Genomic DNA, 19,663 nt, shown 5'->3' with positions numbered 1-19,663 from the left:
GTTGCTTCCATCTCATCATCACGCTAGCCTATTTGCATTTATAGCACCTGTATCACTGGACAAGAAGGTTCTGTATGCCAAGAAGAGCGCGTCTTTGTGTGCCGGATATTCCGTGGCACATCATCGAATAGCAAAAGGATCGGAGTGATTAAATGATCATTACTCAAGATGCTTTAATAGAGACCGCGTCACTCTTCCTCGCAACCGCTCTATTTTGCACGCGTTATCGCCGTGCCGGGTAATCTTCTTGCGCTCGACAGCTGGCATGATTCCGGCTATCAACCCGTCTGGCGAAATTATCAGACATTGTTCTTGTTCTGGAACTGAATAATATTGTTGTCACCTTTGCCGAAGATGAAGCGAAGTGCCTCGGGAAATGATAGTGGTCGCGAGAAATAATATCCCTGGGCTTCATCACAGCCAAAATCGCGCAGCAGTTCTGCCTGGTGTATGTTCTCCACCCCTTCAGCGATAACGCGGATACCCATTTCCTTGCCAATCAGGATAATGGTTTTGATCAGGGAATTGCCGTCACCCGCATGGTCAATCAGCTTGATTACATTTTCGTCGACCTTGATGGCGTCGACGGGAAGCTTGTTTATGTATGTCAAGGACGAGAATCCCGTACCGAAATCATCAATGACCAGGTTAACGCCCAGGGTTTTCAGGGACTTCAGTACATCTATGCTGTTTGCCATATTTTCCATTAATGACGATTCGGAAATTTCCAGATCAACCAGTCTTGCGGGAAGCTGGTACAGGTTCATCGACGACTCAAGGAACTCGACGAAATAGGGGTTGTGAAGCTGTGTACTGCATATGTTGATGGATATGCGTATTTCCTGTCCATATTGATTCAGCTGTGCCGCCAGTCGGCAGGACTCCTTGATGGACCAGCTGCCGATGCTTGATATCAGACCGCTATGTTCGGCGTCCTGTAAAAAGTCGACAGGGTGAAGTTCACCTTTATGCGGGTGATGCCACCGTAACAGGGCTTCACAGCCGATGATTTTTTCATTGAAGAGATCAACCTTGGGCTGCAGTACTACTTCGAGTTGCCGGTTTTCAATAGCGATTCGCAGCAGGTTGACCATATTTTGTCGTTCGGCCACGTTATCTTCCAGTCCTTCGGAGTAGAACTGGAAATTGTTGCGACCGAGCTGTTTGGCCCGGTACATGGCGACATCGGCATGCTCGATCAGTGTGTTGAAGTCCGTGTCTATCGGGGTGATTTTCCGGATACCGATACTGGATGACACGTGAACGACATTGGACCCGGTCTGCACTGACCGCGAAATACTGCTGATTAGTCTCGCGGCAAGGTTGTGGATATTTTCATCATTACAATAGACCAGGGCGGCGAATTCATCGCCTCCCATCCTGGCGACAATGTCGTCTGACCTCAGCAGGTTCTTGATTCGGCTGGACACCGCCTGCAACAGTATATCGCCGGCACTGTGCCCAAAGTAGTCGTTGATTTCCTTGAAATGATCAAGATCGAAAAACAACAGGAATGCCTGCCCCCGTCGTTTTTCCTGGTCAAGGTAGCTTTTTACTGCATCGTAAAAAGCCCGGCGATTCAGAAGATTGGTCAGGTGATCATGATTTGCCAGGTGCTCAGCGCGTTCTTTTTCTTTCTTGATCGCGGTTGCATGTCGCCTGGTCTGGGTCAGAAGGTTTCTGGTCTGGTGTCCCAGTTCGAACAACATGGCGGACAGGTTACCTGTGCAGTCGTTAGATTGAAACGGTTGATCTTCGTATTGTTCCTGGGAAAGTTTTCGTGCATAACTCTCCAGCAACTTGGCGCGGCGGTAGAAATGATGCAGGAATATGAATGAAAATATTACCGGTAATACCAGCATGGTAAAGGGTACGATTTTGATAATAGTCTTGATTGTGCTTCGTATGTCTTCCCAGGTTTTCAGGTTTTCAATGGCCAATGCACGCCGTTGCTCGACATTCCGCACAAATTCGCTGGACGCGTTTGTGCGCCCCGGCTTTGCCCGGGCGGCTTCTTCAAGTGTGGTCAGGGTGAGTTCGCTGTTAATCGAGAGATTCCGGTCTGCGCGATCGAGCTGGACCAGCGCGATTGAAATTCCGGTTCCCAGGATCGCAATTACGATTACGGCATACAGTGCGGCAATCCACTCGAGCGATCTGAACTTTTTTACTGCTTTTTCGGGCACGTTACTCTCAGCCTCAAATGCATCATCCATGGCTGCTGAATTTGTGATGTCTCCATTAATACATCATGGGAATCTATTTTTTTCAGTGTGAATCGTGCAGTGTTCTTTTATGAGAGTATGAATGGATATTTGCCGCAAGCAACTCAATTCAAGTAAAAAATTGTCAACCTGTACTGATGGTTTGCTGCGCCATTCTTGTCAATGCTGGATCTGTTCCAGGGTGGCGACAAAAAGCCCGGAGCATTTGTACCCGTTGCGGGAGATGGCTATAGTTTTGTCGCTACGTGTATTGTGAACGGCCGGTTCTGCCAGGCAGGCTTGGGTAAATTGACCGGTGAGTTATGGCCCGGGCGACGGATTACTCCACCTCGTAACCGTTTTTAATCCAGTGCGTCATACCCATCCTGGCTACATGCACATCGGTGAAGCCGTGTTGCGCAAGGATTTGCGCGGCCTTGGCGGATTTGCGATCGGTGCGACAAATGGTGATGACCGGTTTATTCGTGTAGGCGTTCAGTTCACCAACGCGTTGCGTTAGTTCTTCCACCGGAATCAGCCGTGACTGGGCGATGTGACCTTGCTCGCCGTTGTAGTCGGCTTCAGTACGCACATCCAGCAATAAAAAGTCTTCACCGGCGTCGAGTTTTTGTTTGAGTGTGACGGCATCAATCATGCTGCCACGACGCAGGTTGCCGATCAGTCTTGGGAGAAATGACACAATAGCCAGCAAGGCCAGGGCCAGCATGGCTTTTTTGATCAGGTCTTCGCCGCCGGTGGCGGCTTCACGGCCAATATAACCGAGATAGGTGTAGGCAATGGCACCTGGTAACATGCAGATATACGTTGCAATGCTGTACTGGCCGAAACTGATGCGGGTCAGGCCCAGTGCATAGTTGAGCAGGTTGAACGGAAACAACGGCACCAGTCGCACAAAAGCCACGAAGCGCCAACCTTCCTGTTCCACGCCATTGATCAGCTGTTTCAATCGGCCACCGGTTTTGCGGGTGACCCAGTCAGCCGCTAGAAATCGTGCCACCAGGAAAGACAGCATGGCGCCGAGCGTGGCCGCGGTGAGGTTATAAAAGGTGCCCAGCACCGGTCCGAACAAGGCGCCACCGATCAGGGTCAACACGGATCCCGGGAAAAAGAATACCGTACCGACAATATAAACCAGCATGAACACGAGCGGCGCCGCGGCACCGGCATGTTCAAGCCATGCTTTCAGTGACGTGGTATCAAGTTGATCACGAAAGACGATGACCGAGGCAATGCCGGCAACTACGCCGAGCAACAATGCGGCGCGCAGCCATTTACTGTTCATGGTTTTGCTGTTCCTCGTTGGCAGTCCATTGGCGGCGGTTGATGGCGTAGTCGCTGACAGTACCGACAAAAGGCATGAGTAACATGCCGGTGATCCAGCTGGCCTGTTTCGGTTCGCGGAACGTGCGGATACCAAGCATCATGGCCTCATGACCCTTGCGCGGTTGCTGGCGATAGGTGCCGAACAGGCGATCCCAGCACGACAGGTTAAAGCCAAAGTTGCTGTTGGTTTCATCGTCTTCAATGGAGTGGTGTACGCGGTGCATGTCCGGTGTCACGATTAGCCAGCGCAAGACCTTGTCCAGCGACAGTGGCAGCTTGACGTTGGCGTGGTTAAACATGGCCATGCCATTGAGCAACACTTCAAAGATAATGACAGCAACAACGGGCGCACCAAGCACAACAATGGCGGCGAACTTGATCAGCATGGACAAAATGATTTCGATGGTGTGAAAACGTGAGCCGGTGGTGACGTCATAGTCCAGGTCGGCGTGATGTACCCGGTGCAGTCGCCACAAAGCCGGTACCGCGTGCACCAGCACATGCTGCAGGTAAATAATAAAGTCCAGCGCAATGATGGCAAGCACAATGGCGGCCACCGTCGGCAAGCTGTAGAGATTCAATAAGCCCCAGCCATGTTCAGCGGCGAAGGCGGCCACGCCGGTGGCCGCGAGCGGGAACACCAGTTTTGAGATAAAGCTGTTAAAGAACACCAGGCCCAGGTTGTTGCTCCAGCGCAGCAGTTTCGACACCGTCAGTGCCCGGCGCGGTGCGATGACTTCCCAGAGCCCCATGATCACCAGCATGCCGACAAAGACGCTCGGCCGGATAATATTTTCATTGGATGTAATAAATTCAATCATGGAAAGTTATGTGATGGTCAGTCCGTTTGTTGTCGGTCACTTTGTAGTCAGGAAGCAAGGAAATAGCAAGCGAGGATAAAGCGCGGTGGCACTGATGTCCTGCCTGGTCATCCCGGTTATTGGTCGGCCCGTTGCCGTTGCGATACGCTCATTATCGGCGATTGGCGGCCGATAATACAGAAGACCCTGTGGTTCAGGGCAATCCCGGCCCAGAATGAACGGCAACCGGGCTTTGTATGGTCCACCCCAGCCGGAGAATGGCGTCAATGCAGCTAACGGCCAGTCGATATTATTTCGCGCGCCTTGATCCAAAGGTGACGGCGATATTCGTGCTGTTGATGTTATCAATGCCGTCGACCCATGTGTGGGCCAACCCGGGGCATACACCTGTGGATGAGCCGGACATGACCCGGGATCACCGGGCCTTGATGCAGGCGCGCAAGCTGTTCACAACACAGTCCCGGATTGAAGTAGACGAAATATCACGGCGCTATACCGTGGTGTATACCGGCCCGGATCGCTATTACCATGAACTCGGGTTCGGACTGTATCCGCAACATGGTGCGCCACTGGCGCGATCGGTACTGAGTGGCTGGTTTTATCGTGGCCGCGAATACCCGGTTACCTTCGAGTGTCGAAAGCTTGAGCAAAACCCGGATTCGTTCCGAATGATCATGGACCGCGTCCGCGAGTAAAGGCCGGCCTGTATCACATCCGGATTTTCGATCTTGTCTTGACCAATGCTGGATCCACGTCTAACCTCCATAAGCAAATTCTAATAGACTTCCTTGGGGTGTTCATGAGTCGTATCCGTGTGTTCCGGACGCTTTTTGCGTTGTCCGTAGTATTTCCTTTTGGCTTGGCCATGGCGGCTTCAGCAGCGCTGGGACTGCCGCCAGTTCCCGTTTCTCCCGCAAACCCACAGTCGGCGGAGAAGGCCGCGCTGGGCAAAAAACTGTTTTTCGATACCCGTTTCAGCAAGGACGGTTCGATTAGCTGCGCCAGCTGTCATATTCCGCAAAAAGCGTTTACCGACGGGAATCCCGTGGGTGTGGGCGTCAAGGGGTTAAAAGGAACGCGTAACACGCCAACGGTGATCAACGCGGTTTATTATCAGAAATCATTCTGGGACGGGCGCCGTGATTCGCTGGAGCAACAGGCACTGGATCCGCTAACCAACCCGGTTGAGCATGGGCTTGGCAAGCTGGTGGATGCGATCGCGGTGATCAAGTCATCCGAGAGTTATGTCAATGACTTCAGCAGAGTCTTTGCCGTCGACAATGACGGAATTACGCCAGACCATGTCGGCAAGGCCATTGCCGCCTATGAGCGCACCTTGATCGCGGGTAACTCGGCATTTGATCGGTACCAGTATGGCGGCGATACGGCTGCGTTATCAGCATCAGCCAGGCGCGGTCTTGAGTTATTCCGGGGCAAGGGTTTGTGTGTTACCTGTCACCTGATCGGGCCGAAAAACGCCACCTTTACCGATAACCAGTTTCATAACATTGGCGTTGGTCTGAGCGAGATTGAATCCCGGGCATCGGAAATCATTTCGGTTTTTCTCGAGGCCAGGCTGGCAGGCACGACAGTGGACAACAAGGTATTGAGTGACAAGGAAGCATCGCATCTTGGCCGGTTTGCAGTCACACTGAACCCGGCCGATTTTGGCAATTTTCGTACGCCGGACCTGCGCAATGTTGCGTTAACCGCGCCGTATATGCATGACGGCAGCCTGAAGACACTGGACGAGGTGGTGGAATTCTATGGTCGTGGCGGTTCGTTGAAGGACGGTGTGCGTAATATGCTCCAGCATCCAAGTATCAAGGATCTGAATTTGAGTCGTACCGAGCAAAAGGACCTGGTCGAGTTCATGAAATCATTGACCAGTGAGACGCTGCCGCAGTAAAGCAGTTTTGTCAGGCGCGGTACTTGCGACGGTGTTGCCAGTCCTGCAGTGAAACAATGTCACCTTGTGCGGGGCGATCGGCGGTAACAACGGGTGCTGCCACATCGCCGCCGCGCCAGGCGCCGTCAACGGCATGACACAGGCTGTTGATGAAGTGCACGGCATCGATATCGGTTTGTTTTGATCGAATCAGCTCAAGCCGGATCGGTACCAGCGCGTCGTTGCAGCGATCGAGACTGACATCATCTGCCGGTTTCTGGCAGCCATTGGATTTGTACAGGCCGCGCATGACCTTGATCGCCAGCTCGCCATTGACCGGGCTGTTGTCAAAAATATCGCGCAGCTCGCGGGCGACGGGGTTGACCGGCCATTGGTGATAGCCCAGCTCCTGCTCCAGCTTTTGCATCAACTCGATAAAAGTCACGTCGCGTTCCGTATGGTCTCGATCATGCTTCGGGCGGCATTGCTCAGCGTGCGATCCGCGTGGGTGACGATGCCAAGCCGCCGTTTGATTGTGATCTTATTAACATGGACCACGCGCAGGCTGTCGTCAATCATGGTTTCGGGCAGGGCGCTCCAGCCGAGACCGATCGAGGTAAGAGTTTTCAATACTTCCAGGTAGTTACTGGTCATGCGCACGGTAAGTTTTTTCGCCTGGCTACCCAGGGCGCGTACCACTTCCGAGCGTGTGACCGTGTCCGGCCCGGGCAGGATGGCCGGGAATTGGACCAGCTCGGCGACACCGGGATTGGCTACGCCGGTTAACGGGTGACCCTGGCCGACGACCAGTGCCAACGGGTCCGGCCACACCGGGGCCATGGCGAGGCGGGCGATGGGTTTGGCGGGCAAGGTGACGACGGCCAGTTCCAGGCGCCCGGCCAACACCGCTTCGCAGGCCACCTCGGAAGCAAGAAACTCCAGGTTCAAATCCACTTGAGGAAAATCCTGCGTGTACTGGCGCAAAGCCGGCGGTAGCCTGTGCAGGCCAATATGGTGGCTGGTGGCCATGTTGAGCTTTCCTGATACCGTGACGGCCAGGTTGCCGGCCTGGCGCCTGAGATCACCCACTTGCGCCAGGATGTCCCGGCTGCGTGGCAGCAGCGCGGCGCCGGTTTCAGTGAGCTCGATGTGCCGGCCAATGCGATCGAACAACGGCGTGCCCAGCTCTGCTTCCAGCGCGGCGATGCGTTTACTCACCGCCGGTTGGGTGATAAACAGGCGCTCTGCCGCCTCGGAAAATGAGCCGGTTTCGGCTACCGCCACCAGTGCTTTCAGATCTGCTATATCCATAACCAAAAAGAATAATATAGATGAATTAAATGAATTGGAGTTATTTATACGTCAACCCTATACTGGCTGCAACCGGAAGGAGGGCCTGACATGCCTGGAAAGACCTTGTACGACAAATTATGGGATGCGCACGTGGTGCGCTGCGATGATGACGGCACTTGCCTTATCTATATAGATCGTCACCTTGTGCACGAGGTGACCTCGCCGCAGGCGTTTGAGGGGCTGCGTCTGGCCGGGCGCAAGCCGTGGCGTACCGACACGGTTCTGGCGACACCGGATCATAACGTGCCGACCACGGACCGCAGCGCCGGTATCAGCGGCATTACCGACCCGGTGTCACGCACCCAGGTGGAAACCCTGGATGCCAACGCGAAGGATTTCAGCCTGCCGTACTTCCCGATGAATGATGTGCGCCAGGGTATTGTGCATGTTATCGGTCCCGAGGAAGGCGCGACCTTGCCGGGCATGACTGTTGTCTGCGGCGACTCGCACACGTCCACCCATGGCGCGTTTGGCGCTCTGGCTCATGGTATCGGCACATCCGAAGTGGAACACGTGTTGGCCACGCAATGCCTGGTGCAGAAAAAGTCCAAGGCCATGCGCGTAACCGTAGAAGGTGCGGTTGGTGATGGCGTGACGGCCAAGGATATCGTGCTCGCCATTATCGGCGAGATCGGTACTGCCGGTGGCACCGGTTATGCCATTGAGTTTGCCGGCCAGGGCATTATGGATCTTTCTGTTGAAGGACGCATGACTGTTTGCAACATGGCCATTGAGGCCGGCGCCCGTGCCGGTATGGTGGCAGTGGATGACAAGACCATCGATTACTTCAGGGATCGCCCGTATTCGCCCAAGGCGGAACACTGGGATATGGCGGTAAGCCAGTGGCGCAACCTGGTCAGTGATGCCGATGCTGTATTCGATAAAGAGGTGGTGATTGATGCCGCCGGTATTGAACCGCAAGTGACCTGGGGTACATCGCCGGAAATGGTGGTTGCGGTAAACGACAAGGTTCCGAACCCGGCTGATGAGCAGGACAGCGTCAAGGCCAATGGCATGAAAAAGGCGCTGGCCTATATGGGCCTTGAAGCCGGAACCGCCATCAGTGATATCAGGGTGGACAAGGTGTTCATTGGTTCCTGTACCAATTCGCGTATTGAAGATCTGCGTGCTGCAGCCGCGGTGGCCAAGGGCAAGAAGGTTGCCGCCAATGTCAGCCAGGCGCTGGTGGTGCCTGGTTCCGGGCTGGTGAAGCAGCAGGCTGAACAGGAGGGGCTCGACAAGATTTTTGTTGAAGCCGGGTTTGAGTGGCGTGAGCCGGGTTGTTCCATGTGTCTTGCCATGAACGCCGACCGGCTGGAGCCGGGCGAGCGTTGCGCCTCAACATCCAACCGTAACTTTGAGGGGCGACAGGGGCAGGGTGGCCGTACACACCTGGTTAGTCCTGCCATGGCCGCCGCGGCCGCTGTTGCCGGTCATTTTGTCGATGTCAGGAAAGTACAGGGAGGCGCGTCATGAAAAAATTTGCAACCTTCAGCGGCATTGTTGCGCCCATGGATCGTCCCAATGTCGATACCGATGCCATTATTCCGAAGCAGTTCCTGAAATCCATCAAGCGCAGCGGCTTTGGCCCTAACCTGTTTGACGAATGGCGCTATCACGATCACGGCGAGCCGGGCATGGATAACAGCACGCGTCCGTTGAACCCGGATTTTGTATTGAACCAGCCACGCTACCAGGGTGCCAGCATACTTGTTGCGCGCGAGAACTTCGGTTGCGGTTCATCGCGGGAACATGCGCCGTGGGCGCTGGAGGATTACGGCTTCCGCGTGATTATTGCACCGAGCTTTGCCGATATCTTTTTCAATAACTGCTTCAAGAATGGCGTATTGCCCATCGTGCTGGACGAAGCCGTTGTTGGCCAGTTGTTTAATGACGTGGAGTTGACCGAAGGCTATCAGCTTGAGGTCAATCTCGAGTCACAAACCATTGCCCGGCCGACGGGTGAGACCATCAGCTTTGACGTGGACCCGTTCCGCAAGCATTGCCTGGTTAACGGGCTTGATGATATTGGCCTGACCTTGCAGCATGTCGACGATATCAAGGCTTATGAACAACGGCGCAAGCAGGAAGCGCCGTGGTTGTTCTGAATACTATTCATATTCGAGGTAGAGACACATGACGAAAAAGATTCTCGTTCTCCCTGGCGACGGTATCGGCCAGGAAATCATGGCCGAGGCGGTAAAGCTGCTGGACGCGCTCAAGCGTGACGGCCTGGATGTTGAGCTGGAATACGGCCTGGTTGGCGGCGCAGCCTATGATGAAACCGGTTCGCCGCTGCCGGAAGAGACCCTGGTCAAGGCCAGGGCTGCTGACTCGGTATTGCTCGGTGCTGTCGGTGGATACAAATGGGAATCATTGGACATCTCCGTGCGTCCTGAAAAAGGTTTGCTCGGTTTGCGTGCCGAACTGAAGTTGTTTGCCAACCTGCGACCGGCGATCCTGTATCCGCAACTGGCCGGCGCATCTACGCTGAAACCGGAAGTGGTATCAGGCCTCAATATCATGATTGTGCGCGAGCTGACCGGGGGCATCTATTTTGGCCAGCCCCGTGGCGTAAAAACACTGGAGAATGGTGAGCGCCAGGGCTATAACACGCTGGTATACAGCGAGTCAGAGATCAGGCGCATAGCCAATGTCGCCTTTGATATTGCGCGGAAACGGGATGGCAGGGTGTGCTCGGTGGACAAGGCCAACGTTCTGGAGTGCACGGAATTGTGGCGTGATGTGGTAACGGCCGAAGCCAAGGCGCACCCGGATATCCAGGTGTCGCACATGTACGTGGACAACGCGGCCATGCAGCTGGTGCGGGCGCCTAAGCAGTTTGATGTCATGGTGACGACCAACATGTTCGGCGATATTCTTTCAGATGCCGCTGCCATGTTGACCGGCTCCATCGGCATGCTGCCTTCGGCATCGCTGGACGAGAACGGCAAGGGTATGTATGAACCGATTCATGGTTCCGCCCCGGATATTGCCGGCAAGAATATTGCCAACCCGTTGGCAACCATCCTGTCCGTGGCAATGATGTTGCGTTACTCGCTGGATGAGCCAGACATGGCAGACCGTGTTGAGGCGGCGGTGAATACCGTGCTCGACCAGGGGTTGCGCACTGCTGACATTATGAGTGATGGCATGAAACAGGTGGGCACGAGCGAAATGGGCGACGCGGTAGTGGCGGCATTGAACTAGATTTTGTTCGCTGAAAGGTGCGGATCAGCAACGTGTTGATCGAGGTCGTTGTTATGGCGGTACGGTTTGGCGGATTCAATATATTTTGGGAGTCATGGTGATGATGAAAGTTGGGTTTGTAGGCTGGCGCGGCATGGTGGGTTCAGTGCTCATGCAGCGCATGCGCGAGGAAAATGATTTTGCCGAGATCGAGCCGGTGTTTTTTACCACGTCGCAGGCAGGCCAGGCCGGACCGGATGTGGGCAAGGACATCCCGGTGCTCAAGGATGCCAACAGCATTGATGATCTTAAGGCTATGGATGCTATCGTCACCTGTCAGGGCGGTGATTACACCAAGGCGGTTTACGCTGAACTTCGCAAGGCCGGCTGGCAGGGCTACTGGATTGATGCCGCGTCCACGCTGCGCATGCAGGATGAGTCCATCATTATATTGGACCCGGTAAACCGGAACGTGATCCAGGACGGGCTGACCAATGGCGTCAAGACCTTCGTTGGTGGAAATTGCACCGTTTCGTTGATGCTCATGGCCATCGGCGGCTTGTTTGAAAAAGACCTGGTCGAATGGATTACTCCAATGACCTACCAGGCGGCATCCGGCGCCGGTGCGCGCAATATGCGCGAACTGATCAAGCAAATGGGCGCTATTCATGATGATGTGAAAGCACTGGTGGATGATCCGGCCAGTGCCATTTTGCAGATCGACAAGCAGGTCTCCGAGTTCATGCGTTCCGACGCCTACCCGACCAATGACTGGCCGGTGCCATTGGCCGGTTCACTGATTCCCTGGATCGATGTTCAGCTGGAGTCTGGTCAGAGCAAGGAGGAATGGAAAGCGCAGGTGGAAACCAACAAGATCCTTGGCCGTTCCGGTAACCCTGTTCCTATCGATGGCCTGTGTGTTCGAGTCGGTGCCATGCGCTGTCATTCACAGGCGCTGACCGTCAAGATGAAAAAAGATGTGCCGCTGGACGAGATCGGTGACATTATTTCTGCGCACAATGACTGGGTCAAGGTTGTGCCCAATGACCGTGAGCTGACCATGACTGATTTGACTCCGGCTGCAGTAACGGGAACCTTGACCGTGCCTGTTGGCCGCATGCGCAAGCTGAGTATGGGCAAGGATTACCTGTCTGCCTTTACGGTAGGGGATCAGTTACTCTGGGGCGCGGCAGAGCCTTTGCGTCGCATGTTGGGAATCCTGCGCGAGCAATAACTGGGTTTTTGCCGTTACCGGTCGATAGACTTGGTACTCGAGTGGGTTCCCGTGGTTGACGAAGCCATGTGAACCCACTACACACTGGGGCAGTTGCCAAGAAACCGGTTTTTCCGCGATTCACCTGATTTTTCTGCTGATTTGAAACTTTTGGTTTGGTAAAAACGTAATTGTGGGCTATATTTACTTGAGATTTGTAAAGAGTCTTAATACAATAATCACGTAAGTCTAGGTTTTTTAAGTGAGAAATCGAAAAACGCTGGAAACCGGGGTGATAAGAAACGCTAAAAAAACAGCAGTCAGCCTGCTTTGTGCAATCTCGTTGGCCTCATTTTCCATGGGCGCGGGCGCGATTGGTCTTGGCAAGCTGAAAGTTCACTCGGCGCTTGATGAGCCGTTGAACGCTGAAATCCCGTTCACCTCCATTACCAGCAAAGAGCGTCGCAAGCTCAAAGCTATATTGGCCAGTCGTGGCGAGTTTGCCGATGCCGGCATTGATCGTCCTGCACATCTTGCCAATATCAAATTTTCCGTCGCCAAGCGCGTGGACGGCAGCTATTTCCTGCAGCTCCAGACCGATACACCGTTTGGTGATCCGTTTCTTCATTTGTTGGTCAGAATAGAGTGGGCGGGCGGTCGCCTGATTCGTGAATATTCTGCCCTGATTGACCCGCCTTACCTGGTTGCCAGCAAGCCAAGCGGTGTGGCGGCCCCGATTATTGTCCCTGCAGAGGAACCTGTTGCCCCAAAGTCCGAACCGGTAAGTGATCAGTGGCAACCAACGGCGCCCAAGGGCGCAGGTGGCGCAATTGATATACCTGCAGACACAGGCATGGAGCCAATTGGTGTTCCGGCCGAGTCTGCGAAATCAGGAAAGCCGGGCATGGAGCCTATTGGCGTGCCGGCCGAGCCGGTCGCCGCAGCGGAGCCGGTTAAGGAAACTTTGCCGCCGGCACCGGAGCCTGTGCAATTTGACAGCGGTGCTGAAGCGATCGGCGCCGAGCCGCTGGCCCAGGCTGAAGCCATGCCCGATTTTCCGGACTATTTTGGCCCGACAAGAGTAGATAACAGCCGTTACGAAATTGATCCCAAGACCGGTTGGCCGGTAAATCCGGAAGAAACCGAGTTGGCTGACGCCATGTCCGAATCCGCACGTACCGCCAATCGTGGCAAGGTCGTGCCGACCTCGGGTGGTTCGTTTGGTCAACTGGCGCCCGGCAGTGATTACCGGGTTGCGCGTGGCGATACCATGTGGGAAATCGCAGAAAAGGTTCGCGGTAGCCGCTCCGATATTGGCGTGGAACAGGTAGTGATGGCGATTTACCAGGCCAACCAGGGCGCGTTTTTCGATCGCAACGTTAACAACCTCAGCGCCGGTCGTATCTTGTCTATTCCTGATGAGGGTTCGCTGGCCGGTGGACCGGTCAAGCAGGCCCGCAAGGAATTTCGTGCGCACTACGATGTCTGGCAGGAGTACCGCCTGAAGGCCGCTTCTGCCCAACAAACGATTGATGTCGCCGAGGCGCCAAAACCAGCCCCGGTCACTCCGAAAGCCAAGCCGCAACCTAAGGCTAAGGCTAAGCCGGAGCCCGAGAAAGCTCCCGAGAAGGCCAAGCCTGTTGTCGCCGAGAAGCCGGTTGAGAAAGCGATACCTGCCGATGACCTGTTGCGCATCGTTCGCTCCGATATTGATCAGGAAAAATCCAAGGGCAAGGCCCAGGCGCCGGACAGTGAAAGTCGTTCCGCCAAAGCCGAGAAGAATGAGCTGGCTGATCGTGTGGCCTCTCTTGAAGAAAGTCTCGAATCCAAACAGATGCAAACCCGTGAGGCCGCCGAGCGCGCGGGTAAGGTAAAAGAGAACCTGCAGACGCAGAAGCGGTTGATGGAGCTGGAAAACGAGAGCCTGGCGAAGACTGAAGCCGGCAAGCCGGCAAAGCCTGTCGATACTCCAAAGCCTGCCGAGCCGGTCAAGCCGGAAGAGCCAAAAAAACCAGCGCCCAAGCGTGTTGCCAAGACCCAGCCTCCAGCGCCGGTTGAGCAACCGAGTTTTATTGAAGACCTGGTCAACAGCTTCCTTGGCGGTGGTATCAATACCTACATCATCATCGGGTCAGTCGTGTTCCTTATCTTTGGCCTGGGCGGTGTGGTATGGCGCCGACGCCGTGCCGCCTCACTGGAGTTTGAAGAGAGCATTCTGAATTCCACCATGGATTCCGATATGGAAACCACGGGTGATACCGGGTCGGACAGCGATTCCGGGGATACTTCGTTCCTGAGTGATTTCAGCCAGGGCGGAATGGGCAACATCTCCACGGACGAAGTGGATCCCATTGCCGAGGCAGAAGTGTACCTGGCCTATGGTCGCGACGAGCAAGCCGAAGAAATCCTCAGGGAAGCGGTGATCAAAGATCCAAGCCGTCACGAAGTACGTGAAAAACTGCTGCACATCTACCACCAGCGTGGTGATGTCTCGGCCTTTGAAACCGTAGCCGAAGAATTGTATGCCGCACTTGAAGGTCGTGGTGGCAAGTTGTGGGACCGTGTCGCCGAGATGGGCAAAAAGCTCAATCCGGATAACCCGATGTTTACCGGCGGTGCGCCGGTTCAGGCCGCAGCCGCTGCTGCTGCAGCCGGCGGTGCGATGGCTGCCGGCGCGGCGGCAGGTTCGGGAGATCTTGACGACTTGCTGTCAGGCGACGACGACCTGTTTGCCGTGCCGTCAGAAACCCCGGCGACGCAAATGATCGCGGGTGACGTGGAAGAAACCTTGTTTGATGCCGGTGACCTGGATATCGGAACTGACCTGGATATGTCAGGTGACGACGGTGGCCTGGACTTCAATATTGATATGGGGTCCGCCGAAGATAGTGGTGGCATATCCGGTTCGGAAACGGTCGTTGCCGATGATGGTGGGCTCGATTTCTCGCTCGAGGATGATTCGACAACAGGTAGTTCCGCGAACGAACTGTCATTTGATGACGGTGCCCTGGATTTTTCTCTTGAAACCGACTCCGGTAGCAATGACGACAGTAACTCTGGCGATGGCCTGTCATTTGACGGATCAGGCCTCGATTTCAGTCTTGAGGATAGCGGCTTAGAGGACAGTTCTGCTGACGAAGCCGAACTGGATTTTGGTTTCAAGGACCAGTCGGGTTCTGAAGCTGGCGGGTTGTCACTGGATGATGGCGGCCTGGACTTTGGTCTGGATGCAGACGATTCCGGGACCCTGGATATGTCGGATGAAGATTCCGGTTCGCTGGATTTCAGTCTTGAAGATACCGGCAGCAGTGATCTGGACGCTGAAGAAGACCTGGAAACCGCCCTGGATACCGGCGGCCTGGATTTCTCGGTCGAACCTGGCGGTGGTGGCGGTGACCTTGATTTTGGTGATGCTGCAGATGGCCTGGATGTAGACAGTGGTGCGGACACCGCGTTGGCAACCGCCGAGAGTGAAGACTCCCAGCAATGGGATGAAACTGCGACCAAGCTCGACCTGGCCAAGGCGTACATCGATATGGGCGACGCGGATGGTGCGCGCAGCATTCTTGACGAAGTGCTGGCTGAGGGCAACGCTTCACAGAAGCAACAGGCAGAAGACCTGCTGCTGCAAATAGACTAGGCCTGCCAGTAATTGAGTTGTTTCGCGCGGTTTTCAACGGCCTGCTGTACCCGGACAACGCCAGCTCTCGCAGTCTGGCAACCCTCAAGACCGCCCGCGTGATTTCCTTTCCAGTTTCACAAACGTAAAATCAAAGCCATTGCGGTCGTCTGCCTGGTGATTATCTCTCCAGGTTTCGGTCCAGTCGTTGCAATCGAAGTCGGGAAAAAAGACATCGCCGATCGCGTCCGTGTGGACCCGGGTCAGGTACATTCTGCTAACCAGTGGCAATGCCTGTGCGTAGACCTGCGCGCCGCCAATAATAAAAATTTCGTCCTGTTCGTTCCGGCATGCCAGTGATATGGCATCGTCCAGGTTATGCGCCACCAGGCAGCCGTCGGCCGTGTAAGAGGTGTCACGGGTAACAATGATATTGGTGCGATTGGGCAGCGGTCGACCGATGGATTCGTAATTCTTGCGCCCGAGAATAATGGGGTGGCCGTTGGTAGTCTTTTTGAAAAATGCCAGGTCTGCCGGCAAATGCCACGGCAAATCATTATCCCGGCCAATGACACCGTTGCGCGCGATTGCCGCGATTATGCTGATAACCGGCTTATTCATGGTGCGCGCCGGTCGTGGTTACACGGCGACCGGCGCTGTGATTGCCGGGTGCGGGTCGTAGCCAACCAGCTCAAAGTCATCATAGGTAAATGCGAACAGGTCTGATATTTCCGGGTTCAGCTTCATGGTTGGCAGTTGACGCGGCTCCCGGTTCAGCTGGCGGCGAGCCTGGTCAAGGTGATTTGAATAGAGATGGGCATCACCGAGCGTATGAACGAACTCTCCCGGTCTCAGTCCGCATACCTGTGCCATCATCATGGTTAGCAAGGCATAGGAGGCAATATTAAACGGAACCCCGAGGAAAACGTCGGCGCTGCGCTGGTAGAGCTGGCATGACAGGGTGCCATTGGCGACATAAAACTGGAAAAATGCGTGACACGGCGGCAGCGCCATGTTTTCAATTTCGGCGACGTTCCAGGCGCTGACAATAATGCGTCGAGAATCGGGATTGTTTTTCAGTTGGTCAATAACCTGACTGATTTGATCAATATGACGGCCATCCGGGGTCGGCCAACTGCGCCACTGGGACCCGTAGACGGGGCCAAGATTCCCGTTTTCATCGGCCCATTCATCCCAAATACTGACGCCATTGTCTTTCAGGTATTTAATATTGGTATCGCCGCTCAGAAACCACAGCAATTCGTGGATGATGGAGCGAAGATGTAATTTTTTGGTGGTGACTACCGGGAAACCCTTGTTGAGGTCATATCGCATCTGGTATCCGAAAATGCTAATGGTCCCGGTCCCGGTGCGGTCCTCCTTGTGTGCGCCGTTGGCCAGGATATGGCGCATGAGTTGTAGATACTGTTGCATGTAACGAACTTCCCGACGAGTGGTCTGTTAACGTCGTGGCTGGGCGCCGGTTATGGTTTACAATTTTTCAAGACGCGGCCACTTTTTTGGGTCGCATTATATCGGGAATACTCATGCACCGCAGCAGATACCAGCAACTTGAAAAAGAAGTCAGCGCCGGCCTGGCGGCGGAGATTCCCGAGCACCGAATTTCCCGGTTTATGTTCATGCCAGCGCTACTCAGGTTGTTGTCAGAGGGTGCCTTTGTTTACCGCGCTGTCGCTTATACGCTCCGCTCCCTCATTGGCGTCCTGATCCTGGCGGCTTTGGCGGTATTTTTTACCGCCGGCAAGGTCATATTCGGACTGTCGGCGACCGGGGCCATAGCCGGAGGCATTTTGTATCAGTTTTGTTATGTTGTCAGCGTCTACGCGGTTGTCCACGTCGTCCTGATTCGTTCCCGGGATATTGCCAGGGATAAGCCGGGGGCCGTGTATATGTTGCCACTTGGCGCCACGTTGGTCCGGATGGTGGGTGAGGCGTACGCAGCATTTGTCGCACTTATTTCCCTGGGCAGCGCTATTTTTATCTGGTTTACCGGCCAAAAGGCGTCGGTCATTCTTGGGCCGCTCGGACACTTGTTCCCGATTATGACCGACGCGAGCTTTCTCGGCGGGATTGGCTTTATTTTTGCCGGGGTGATGCTGTCATTAGCGGCGATTATTGGCAGTTACATGCTTTCGGAATTAATGTTGATCGCCAGCAGGCACAGCCCCCACCCGCCTGCGAAACTGGCTGCGCTTCCGAGTCCGTTACCTGTGAAGCCAGTTGCGACTGCGAATCGCCCGCCGCGCTCCCGGTCTCGCTTTAGCTCCTGAGTCATTTGTTGGTTTTGGTTGGGGTGCCAGCCTGAGCGTGGTCGCGGGATTGTTGTTAATTAAACAGCCGGACTGACCGCCGTTTGAAGAGCGGCAGCAGAACCAACCCAGCGACAAATCCGCCAACGTGCGCTCCCCAGGCTACGCCACCACCGGTGGAATCGGCCAGAATAGAGTTGACCACTTGCAGAACGAACCAGAATGCCAGCACCAGCATCGCCGGCAATCGAATCAATTGGCTGGCAAAACCCAGCGGGATCAGAACCAGTACCCGGGCTTTTGGATGCAACAGCAGGTAACCACCGAGTACGCCTGAAATGGCGCCGCTGGCGCCAATCATGGGTATAGCCGAGTTCGCATTGGGCAGGGCATGGCTGAGAGCCGCGATCAAGCCGCATAGCGTGTAAAACACGATAAAACGCGGGCGGGACATGGCGTCTTCGACGTTGTTGCCGAAAATCCACAAGTACAGCATGTTGCCGATCAAGTGCATCCAGCCACCGTGCAGAAACATCGAGCTAATCAGCGTGGCTTCCACCGGAATCAGCGCCAGCTCGGGTGGCAGCATCTGTTTGCCGAACAGAACCGCCGGGATCGATCCCAGCGCGATGACCAGGGCGTGCCCGGCCTTGTCGCCGAGGCTGACCTGGTACAGGAATAGTGTGGAGCACGCCAGGATCAGTGCTACCGAGACGACGGGAAACCGTTCGGTAGGGTTGTCGTCGTGCAGCGGGATCATAGCGGGTCGTGAGACTCGGCAGCGTCGAGCGTATTTTCCAGGAGGGTGGCGACAGTCATGGGGCCGACACCGCCGGGCACCGGGGTAATCCAGGACGCGTGTTGGCGTGCAGATTCAAATTCCACGTCACCGACCAGGCGGCCGTCATCCAGGCGATTCATGCCGACGTCGATGACAATCGCGCCGGGCTTGATCCAGTCGCCTTTCACCATCTCCGGAACGCCGACAGCAACTACAACAATGTCGGCATTGCGCACATGGCTGGGCGTGTCCTTGGTGAAGCGATGGCAGGTGGTGACGGTGCAGCCAGCCAGCAATAATTCCAGTGACATGGGCCGACCCACAATATTGGAAGCACCGACAACAACCGAATCCATCCCCCGGATGGGCTGACCCGTGTGTTTCAGCAGCGTCATTACGCCTCGGGGTGTGCAGGATCTCAGCACGGGCATACGTACGGCCAGGCGACCGATATTGTAGGGGTGGAACCCGTCAACATCCTTGGTCGGATGAATTCGCTCAAGAATGGTCTGCGGATCGATGTGTTTTGGTGCCGGCAGCTGGATCAGGATACCGTCTACCTGGCTGTCCTCGTTAAGCTCGTCAATCAGGTTGAGCAGCGTTTCCTGGCTGGTGCTTTCGGGCAGGTCGTGCGCGAAGGAAGTGATTCCCACCTCGGCACAGGCGTTGCGCTTGTTGTGCACGTAGATCTCTGATGCGGGATCCTGCCCGATCTTGACCACGGCGAGCCCCGGTGCCCGCTTGCCTGCCGCCAGTCGCTGATCCACGCGCAGCTTGATCGCCTGGCGCAGCTCGGCTGCTACCTGTTTTCCATCGAGAATTTTTGCTGTCATGACCACCAAACCTTTTGCCGGAATACCCTGCTCGGGGTCGCGATAATCGCATGCCTGAATAATTGCGCCAAGGGTGTTGTGATATTGTCCCGGCATCCGTATAGTTCGGCCCTCGCCGGCGTCGCGACAGCAGTATGGAGCGGCTATA

General features: G+C 55.1%; 16 protein-coding genes and 2 pseudogenes. 9 read left to right on the top strand and 9 right to left on the bottom strand.

Annotated features, from left to right (window positions below; genetic code table 11):
* Positions 1 to 299: 299 nt before the first annotated feature.
* The 3 genes from OEZ10_13055 to OEZ10_13045 all read right to left on the bottom strand — a co-directional run bounded on the left by OEZ10_13055 (position 300) and on the right by OEZ10_13045 (position 4,369).
* Entirely contained in the window at positions 300 to 2,216 is a 1,917-nt protein-coding gene (locus tag OEZ10_13055) for an EAL domain-containing protein (protein ID MDH5633900.1), read from the bottom strand.
* A 328-nt stretch (positions 2,217 to 2,544) separates the two neighbouring features.
* Positions 2,545 to 3,507 (bottom strand): VTT domain-containing protein, encoded by a 963-nt coding sequence (locus OEZ10_13050; GenBank protein ID MDH5633899.1) that lies wholly within the window; start codon positions 3,505 to 3,507, stop codon positions 2,545 to 2,547.
* Positions 3,497 to 4,369, bottom strand: a complete 873-nt coding sequence (locus tag OEZ10_13045) for a sterol desaturase family protein (GenBank protein ID MDH5633898.1) — start codon at positions 4,367 to 4,369, stop codon at positions 3,497 to 3,499. The genes OEZ10_13050 and OEZ10_13045 overlap by 11 nt, the downstream gene beginning before the upstream one ends.
* A gap of 266 nt (positions 4,370 to 4,635) precedes the next feature.
* On the opposite strand from OEZ10_13045, the gene OEZ10_13040 reads away from it, so the two are divergent.
* From OEZ10_13040 to OEZ10_13030, 3 genes and pseudogenes are all read left to right on the top strand, one after another.
* Positions 4,636 to 5,064 carry a hypothetical protein gene (locus tag OEZ10_13040; GenBank protein ID MDH5633897.1) on the top strand — a complete coding sequence of 143 codons (429 nt, stop codon included), beginning with the start codon at positions 4,636 to 4,638 and terminating at the stop codon, positions 5,062 to 5,064.
* A gap of 170 nt (positions 5,065 to 5,234) precedes the next feature.
* Positions 5,235 to 5,735 (top strand): annotated as a pseudogene (locus OEZ10_13035) (cytochrome-c peroxidase).
* 267 nt (positions 5,736 to 6,002) lie between these two features.
* Positions 6,003 to 6,107: pseudogene (locus tag OEZ10_13030) on the top strand (cytochrome-c peroxidase).
* 181 nt (positions 6,108 to 6,288) lie between these two features.
* Here OEZ10_13030 and OEZ10_13025 read toward each other — a convergent pair.
* Together OEZ10_13025 and OEZ10_13020 are read right to left on the bottom strand one after the other, a co-directional pair.
* Positions 6,289 to 6,702 (bottom strand): hypothetical protein, encoded by a 414-nt coding sequence (locus OEZ10_13025; GenBank protein ID MDH5633896.1) that lies wholly within the window; start codon positions 6,700 to 6,702, stop codon positions 6,289 to 6,291.
* Positions 6,699 to 7,568: a LysR family transcriptional regulator gene (locus OEZ10_13020; protein ID MDH5633895.1), complete on the bottom strand. Its 870-nt coding sequence runs from the start codon at positions 7,566 to 7,568 to the stop codon at positions 6,699 to 6,701. Before OEZ10_13020 ends, OEZ10_13025 begins: the two co-directional genes overlap by 4 nt.
* Before the next feature lie 90 nt (positions 7,569 to 7,658).
* Here OEZ10_13020 and leuC point away from each other — a divergent pair, with 90 nt between their 5' ends.
* The 5 genes from leuC (at position 7,659) to OEZ10_12995 (ending at position 15,652) form a co-directional block, all read left to right on the top strand.
* Complete coding sequence (gene leuC / locus OEZ10_13015) at positions 7,659 to 9,086, top strand: 3-isopropylmalate dehydratase large subunit (protein MDH5633894.1); 1,428 nt, start codon at positions 7,659 to 7,661, stop codon at positions 9,084 to 9,086.
* Positions 9,083 to 9,718, top strand: a complete 636-nt coding sequence (leuD, locus tag OEZ10_13010) for a 3-isopropylmalate dehydratase small subunit (GenBank protein ID MDH5633893.1) — start codon at positions 9,083 to 9,085, stop codon at positions 9,716 to 9,718. The genes leuC and leuD overlap by 4 nt, the downstream gene beginning before the upstream one ends.
* A 28-nt stretch (positions 9,719 to 9,746) precedes the next feature.
* Positions 9,747 to 10,820: a 3-isopropylmalate dehydrogenase gene (gene leuB / locus OEZ10_13005; GenBank protein MDH5633892.1), complete on the top strand. Its 1,074-nt coding sequence runs from the start codon at positions 9,747 to 9,749 to the stop codon at positions 10,818 to 10,820.
* Between the two features lie 100 nt (positions 10,821 to 10,920).
* Positions 10,921 to 12,033, top strand: a complete 1,113-nt coding sequence (gene asd / locus OEZ10_13000) for an aspartate-semialdehyde dehydrogenase (protein ID MDH5633891.1) — start codon at positions 10,921 to 10,923, stop codon at positions 12,031 to 12,033.
* 241 nt (positions 12,034 to 12,274) lie between these two features.
* Positions 12,275 to 15,652: a hypothetical protein gene (locus OEZ10_12995; GenBank protein ID MDH5633890.1), complete on the top strand. Its 3,378-nt coding sequence runs from the start codon at positions 12,275 to 12,277 to the stop codon at positions 15,650 to 15,652.
* Between the two features lie 84 nt (positions 15,653 to 15,736).
* Here OEZ10_12995 and OEZ10_12990 read toward each other — a convergent pair whose 3' ends face one another.
* Positions 15,737 to 16,252 carry a dihydrofolate reductase gene (locus tag OEZ10_12990; protein ID MDH5633889.1) on the bottom strand — a complete coding sequence of 172 codons (516 nt, stop codon included), beginning with the start codon at positions 16,250 to 16,252 and terminating at the stop codon, positions 15,737 to 15,739.
* Positions 16,253 to 16,270: 18 nt separating this feature from the next.
* A complete protein-coding gene (locus OEZ10_12985; GenBank protein ID MDH5633888.1) occupies positions 16,271 to 17,065 on the bottom strand; it encodes a thymidylate synthase in 795 nt (264 codons plus the stop codon).
* A 113-nt stretch (positions 17,066 to 17,178) separates the two neighbouring features.
* Between OEZ10_12985 and OEZ10_12980 the strand changes: the two genes are divergently transcribed.
* Positions 17,179 to 17,922, top strand: coding sequence for a hypothetical protein (locus tag OEZ10_12980; GenBank protein MDH5633887.1), 744 nt, complete (start codon positions 17,179 to 17,181; stop codon positions 17,920 to 17,922).
* A gap of 55 nt (positions 17,923 to 17,977) precedes the next feature.
* Here OEZ10_12980 and OEZ10_12975 read toward each other — a convergent pair whose 3' ends face one another.
* Positions 17,978 to 18,661: a rhomboid family intramembrane serine protease gene (locus OEZ10_12975; protein ID MDH5633886.1), complete on the bottom strand. Its 684-nt coding sequence runs from the start codon at positions 18,659 to 18,661 to the stop codon at positions 17,978 to 17,980.
* Positions 18,658 to 19,515 carry a bifunctional methylenetetrahydrofolate dehydrogenase/methenyltetrahydrofolate cyclohydrolase FolD gene (gene folD / locus OEZ10_12970; protein MDH5633885.1) on the bottom strand — a complete coding sequence of 286 codons (858 nt, stop codon included), beginning with the start codon at positions 19,513 to 19,515 and terminating at the stop codon, positions 18,658 to 18,660. The genes OEZ10_12975 and folD overlap by 4 nt, the downstream gene beginning before the upstream one ends.
* Positions 19,516 to 19,663: the final 148 nt, after the last annotated feature.

Source organism: Gammaproteobacteria bacterium (assembly GCA_029880545.1).
GTDB lineage: Bacteria > Pseudomonadota > Gammaproteobacteria > Acidiferrobacterales > SZUA-150 > JAOUOD01.
The sequence above is the reverse complement of the archived record's forward strand: the minus strand, read 5'-3'. Positions and strand labels throughout refer to the sequence as shown.

What these genes read in the sequence shown, in the direction of transcription:
- OEZ10_13050 (MDH5633899.1), bottom strand. Translation starts at nt 3,507, where the DNA reads ATGAACAGTAAATGGCTGCGCGCCGCATTGTTGCTCGGCGTAGTTGCC.
- OEZ10_13040 (MDH5633897.1), top strand. Translation starts at nt 4,636, where the DNA reads ATGCAGCTAACGGCCAGTCGATATTATTTCGCGCGCCTTGATCCAAAG.
- OEZ10_12985 (MDH5633888.1), bottom strand. Translation starts at nt 17,065, where the DNA reads ATGCAACAGTATCTACAACTCATGCGCCATATCCTGGCCAACGGCGCA.
- OEZ10_13055 (MDH5633900.1), bottom strand. Translation starts at nt 2,216, where the DNA reads ATGGATGATGCATTTGAGGCTGAGAGTAACGTGCCCGAAAAAGCAGTA.
- OEZ10_13020 (MDH5633895.1), bottom strand. Translation starts at nt 7,568, where the DNA reads ATGGATATAGCAGATCTGAAAGCACTGGTGGCGGTAGCCGAAACCGGC.
- OEZ10_12990 (MDH5633889.1), bottom strand. Translation starts at nt 16,252, where the DNA reads ATGAATAAGCCGGTTATCAGCATAATCGCGGCAATCGCGCGCAACGGT.
- leuD (MDH5633893.1), top strand. Translation starts at nt 9,083, where the DNA reads ATGAAAAAATTTGCAACCTTCAGCGGCATTGTTGCGCCCATGGATCGT.
- leuC (MDH5633894.1), top strand. Translation starts at nt 7,659, where the DNA reads ATGCCTGGAAAGACCTTGTACGACAAATTATGGGATGCGCACGTGGTG.
- asd (MDH5633891.1), top strand. Translation starts at nt 10,921, where the DNA reads ATGATGAAAGTTGGGTTTGTAGGCTGGCGCGGCATGGTGGGTTCAGTG.
- OEZ10_12975 (MDH5633886.1), bottom strand. Translation starts at nt 18,661, where the DNA reads ATGATCCCGCTGCACGACGACAACCCTACCGAACGGTTTCCCGTCGTC.
- OEZ10_13045 (MDH5633898.1), bottom strand. Translation starts at nt 4,369, where the DNA reads ATGATTGAATTTATTACATCCAATGAAAATATTATCCGGCCGAGCGTC.
- OEZ10_12980 (MDH5633887.1), top strand. Translation starts at nt 17,179, where the DNA reads ATGCACCGCAGCAGATACCAGCAACTTGAAAAAGAAGTCAGCGCCGGC.
- folD (MDH5633885.1), bottom strand. Translation starts at nt 19,515, where the DNA reads ATGACAGCAAAAATTCTCGATGGAAAACAGGTAGCAGCCGAGCTGCGC.
- leuB (MDH5633892.1), top strand. Translation starts at nt 9,747, where the DNA reads ATGACGAAAAAGATTCTCGTTCTCCCTGGCGACGGTATCGGCCAGGAA.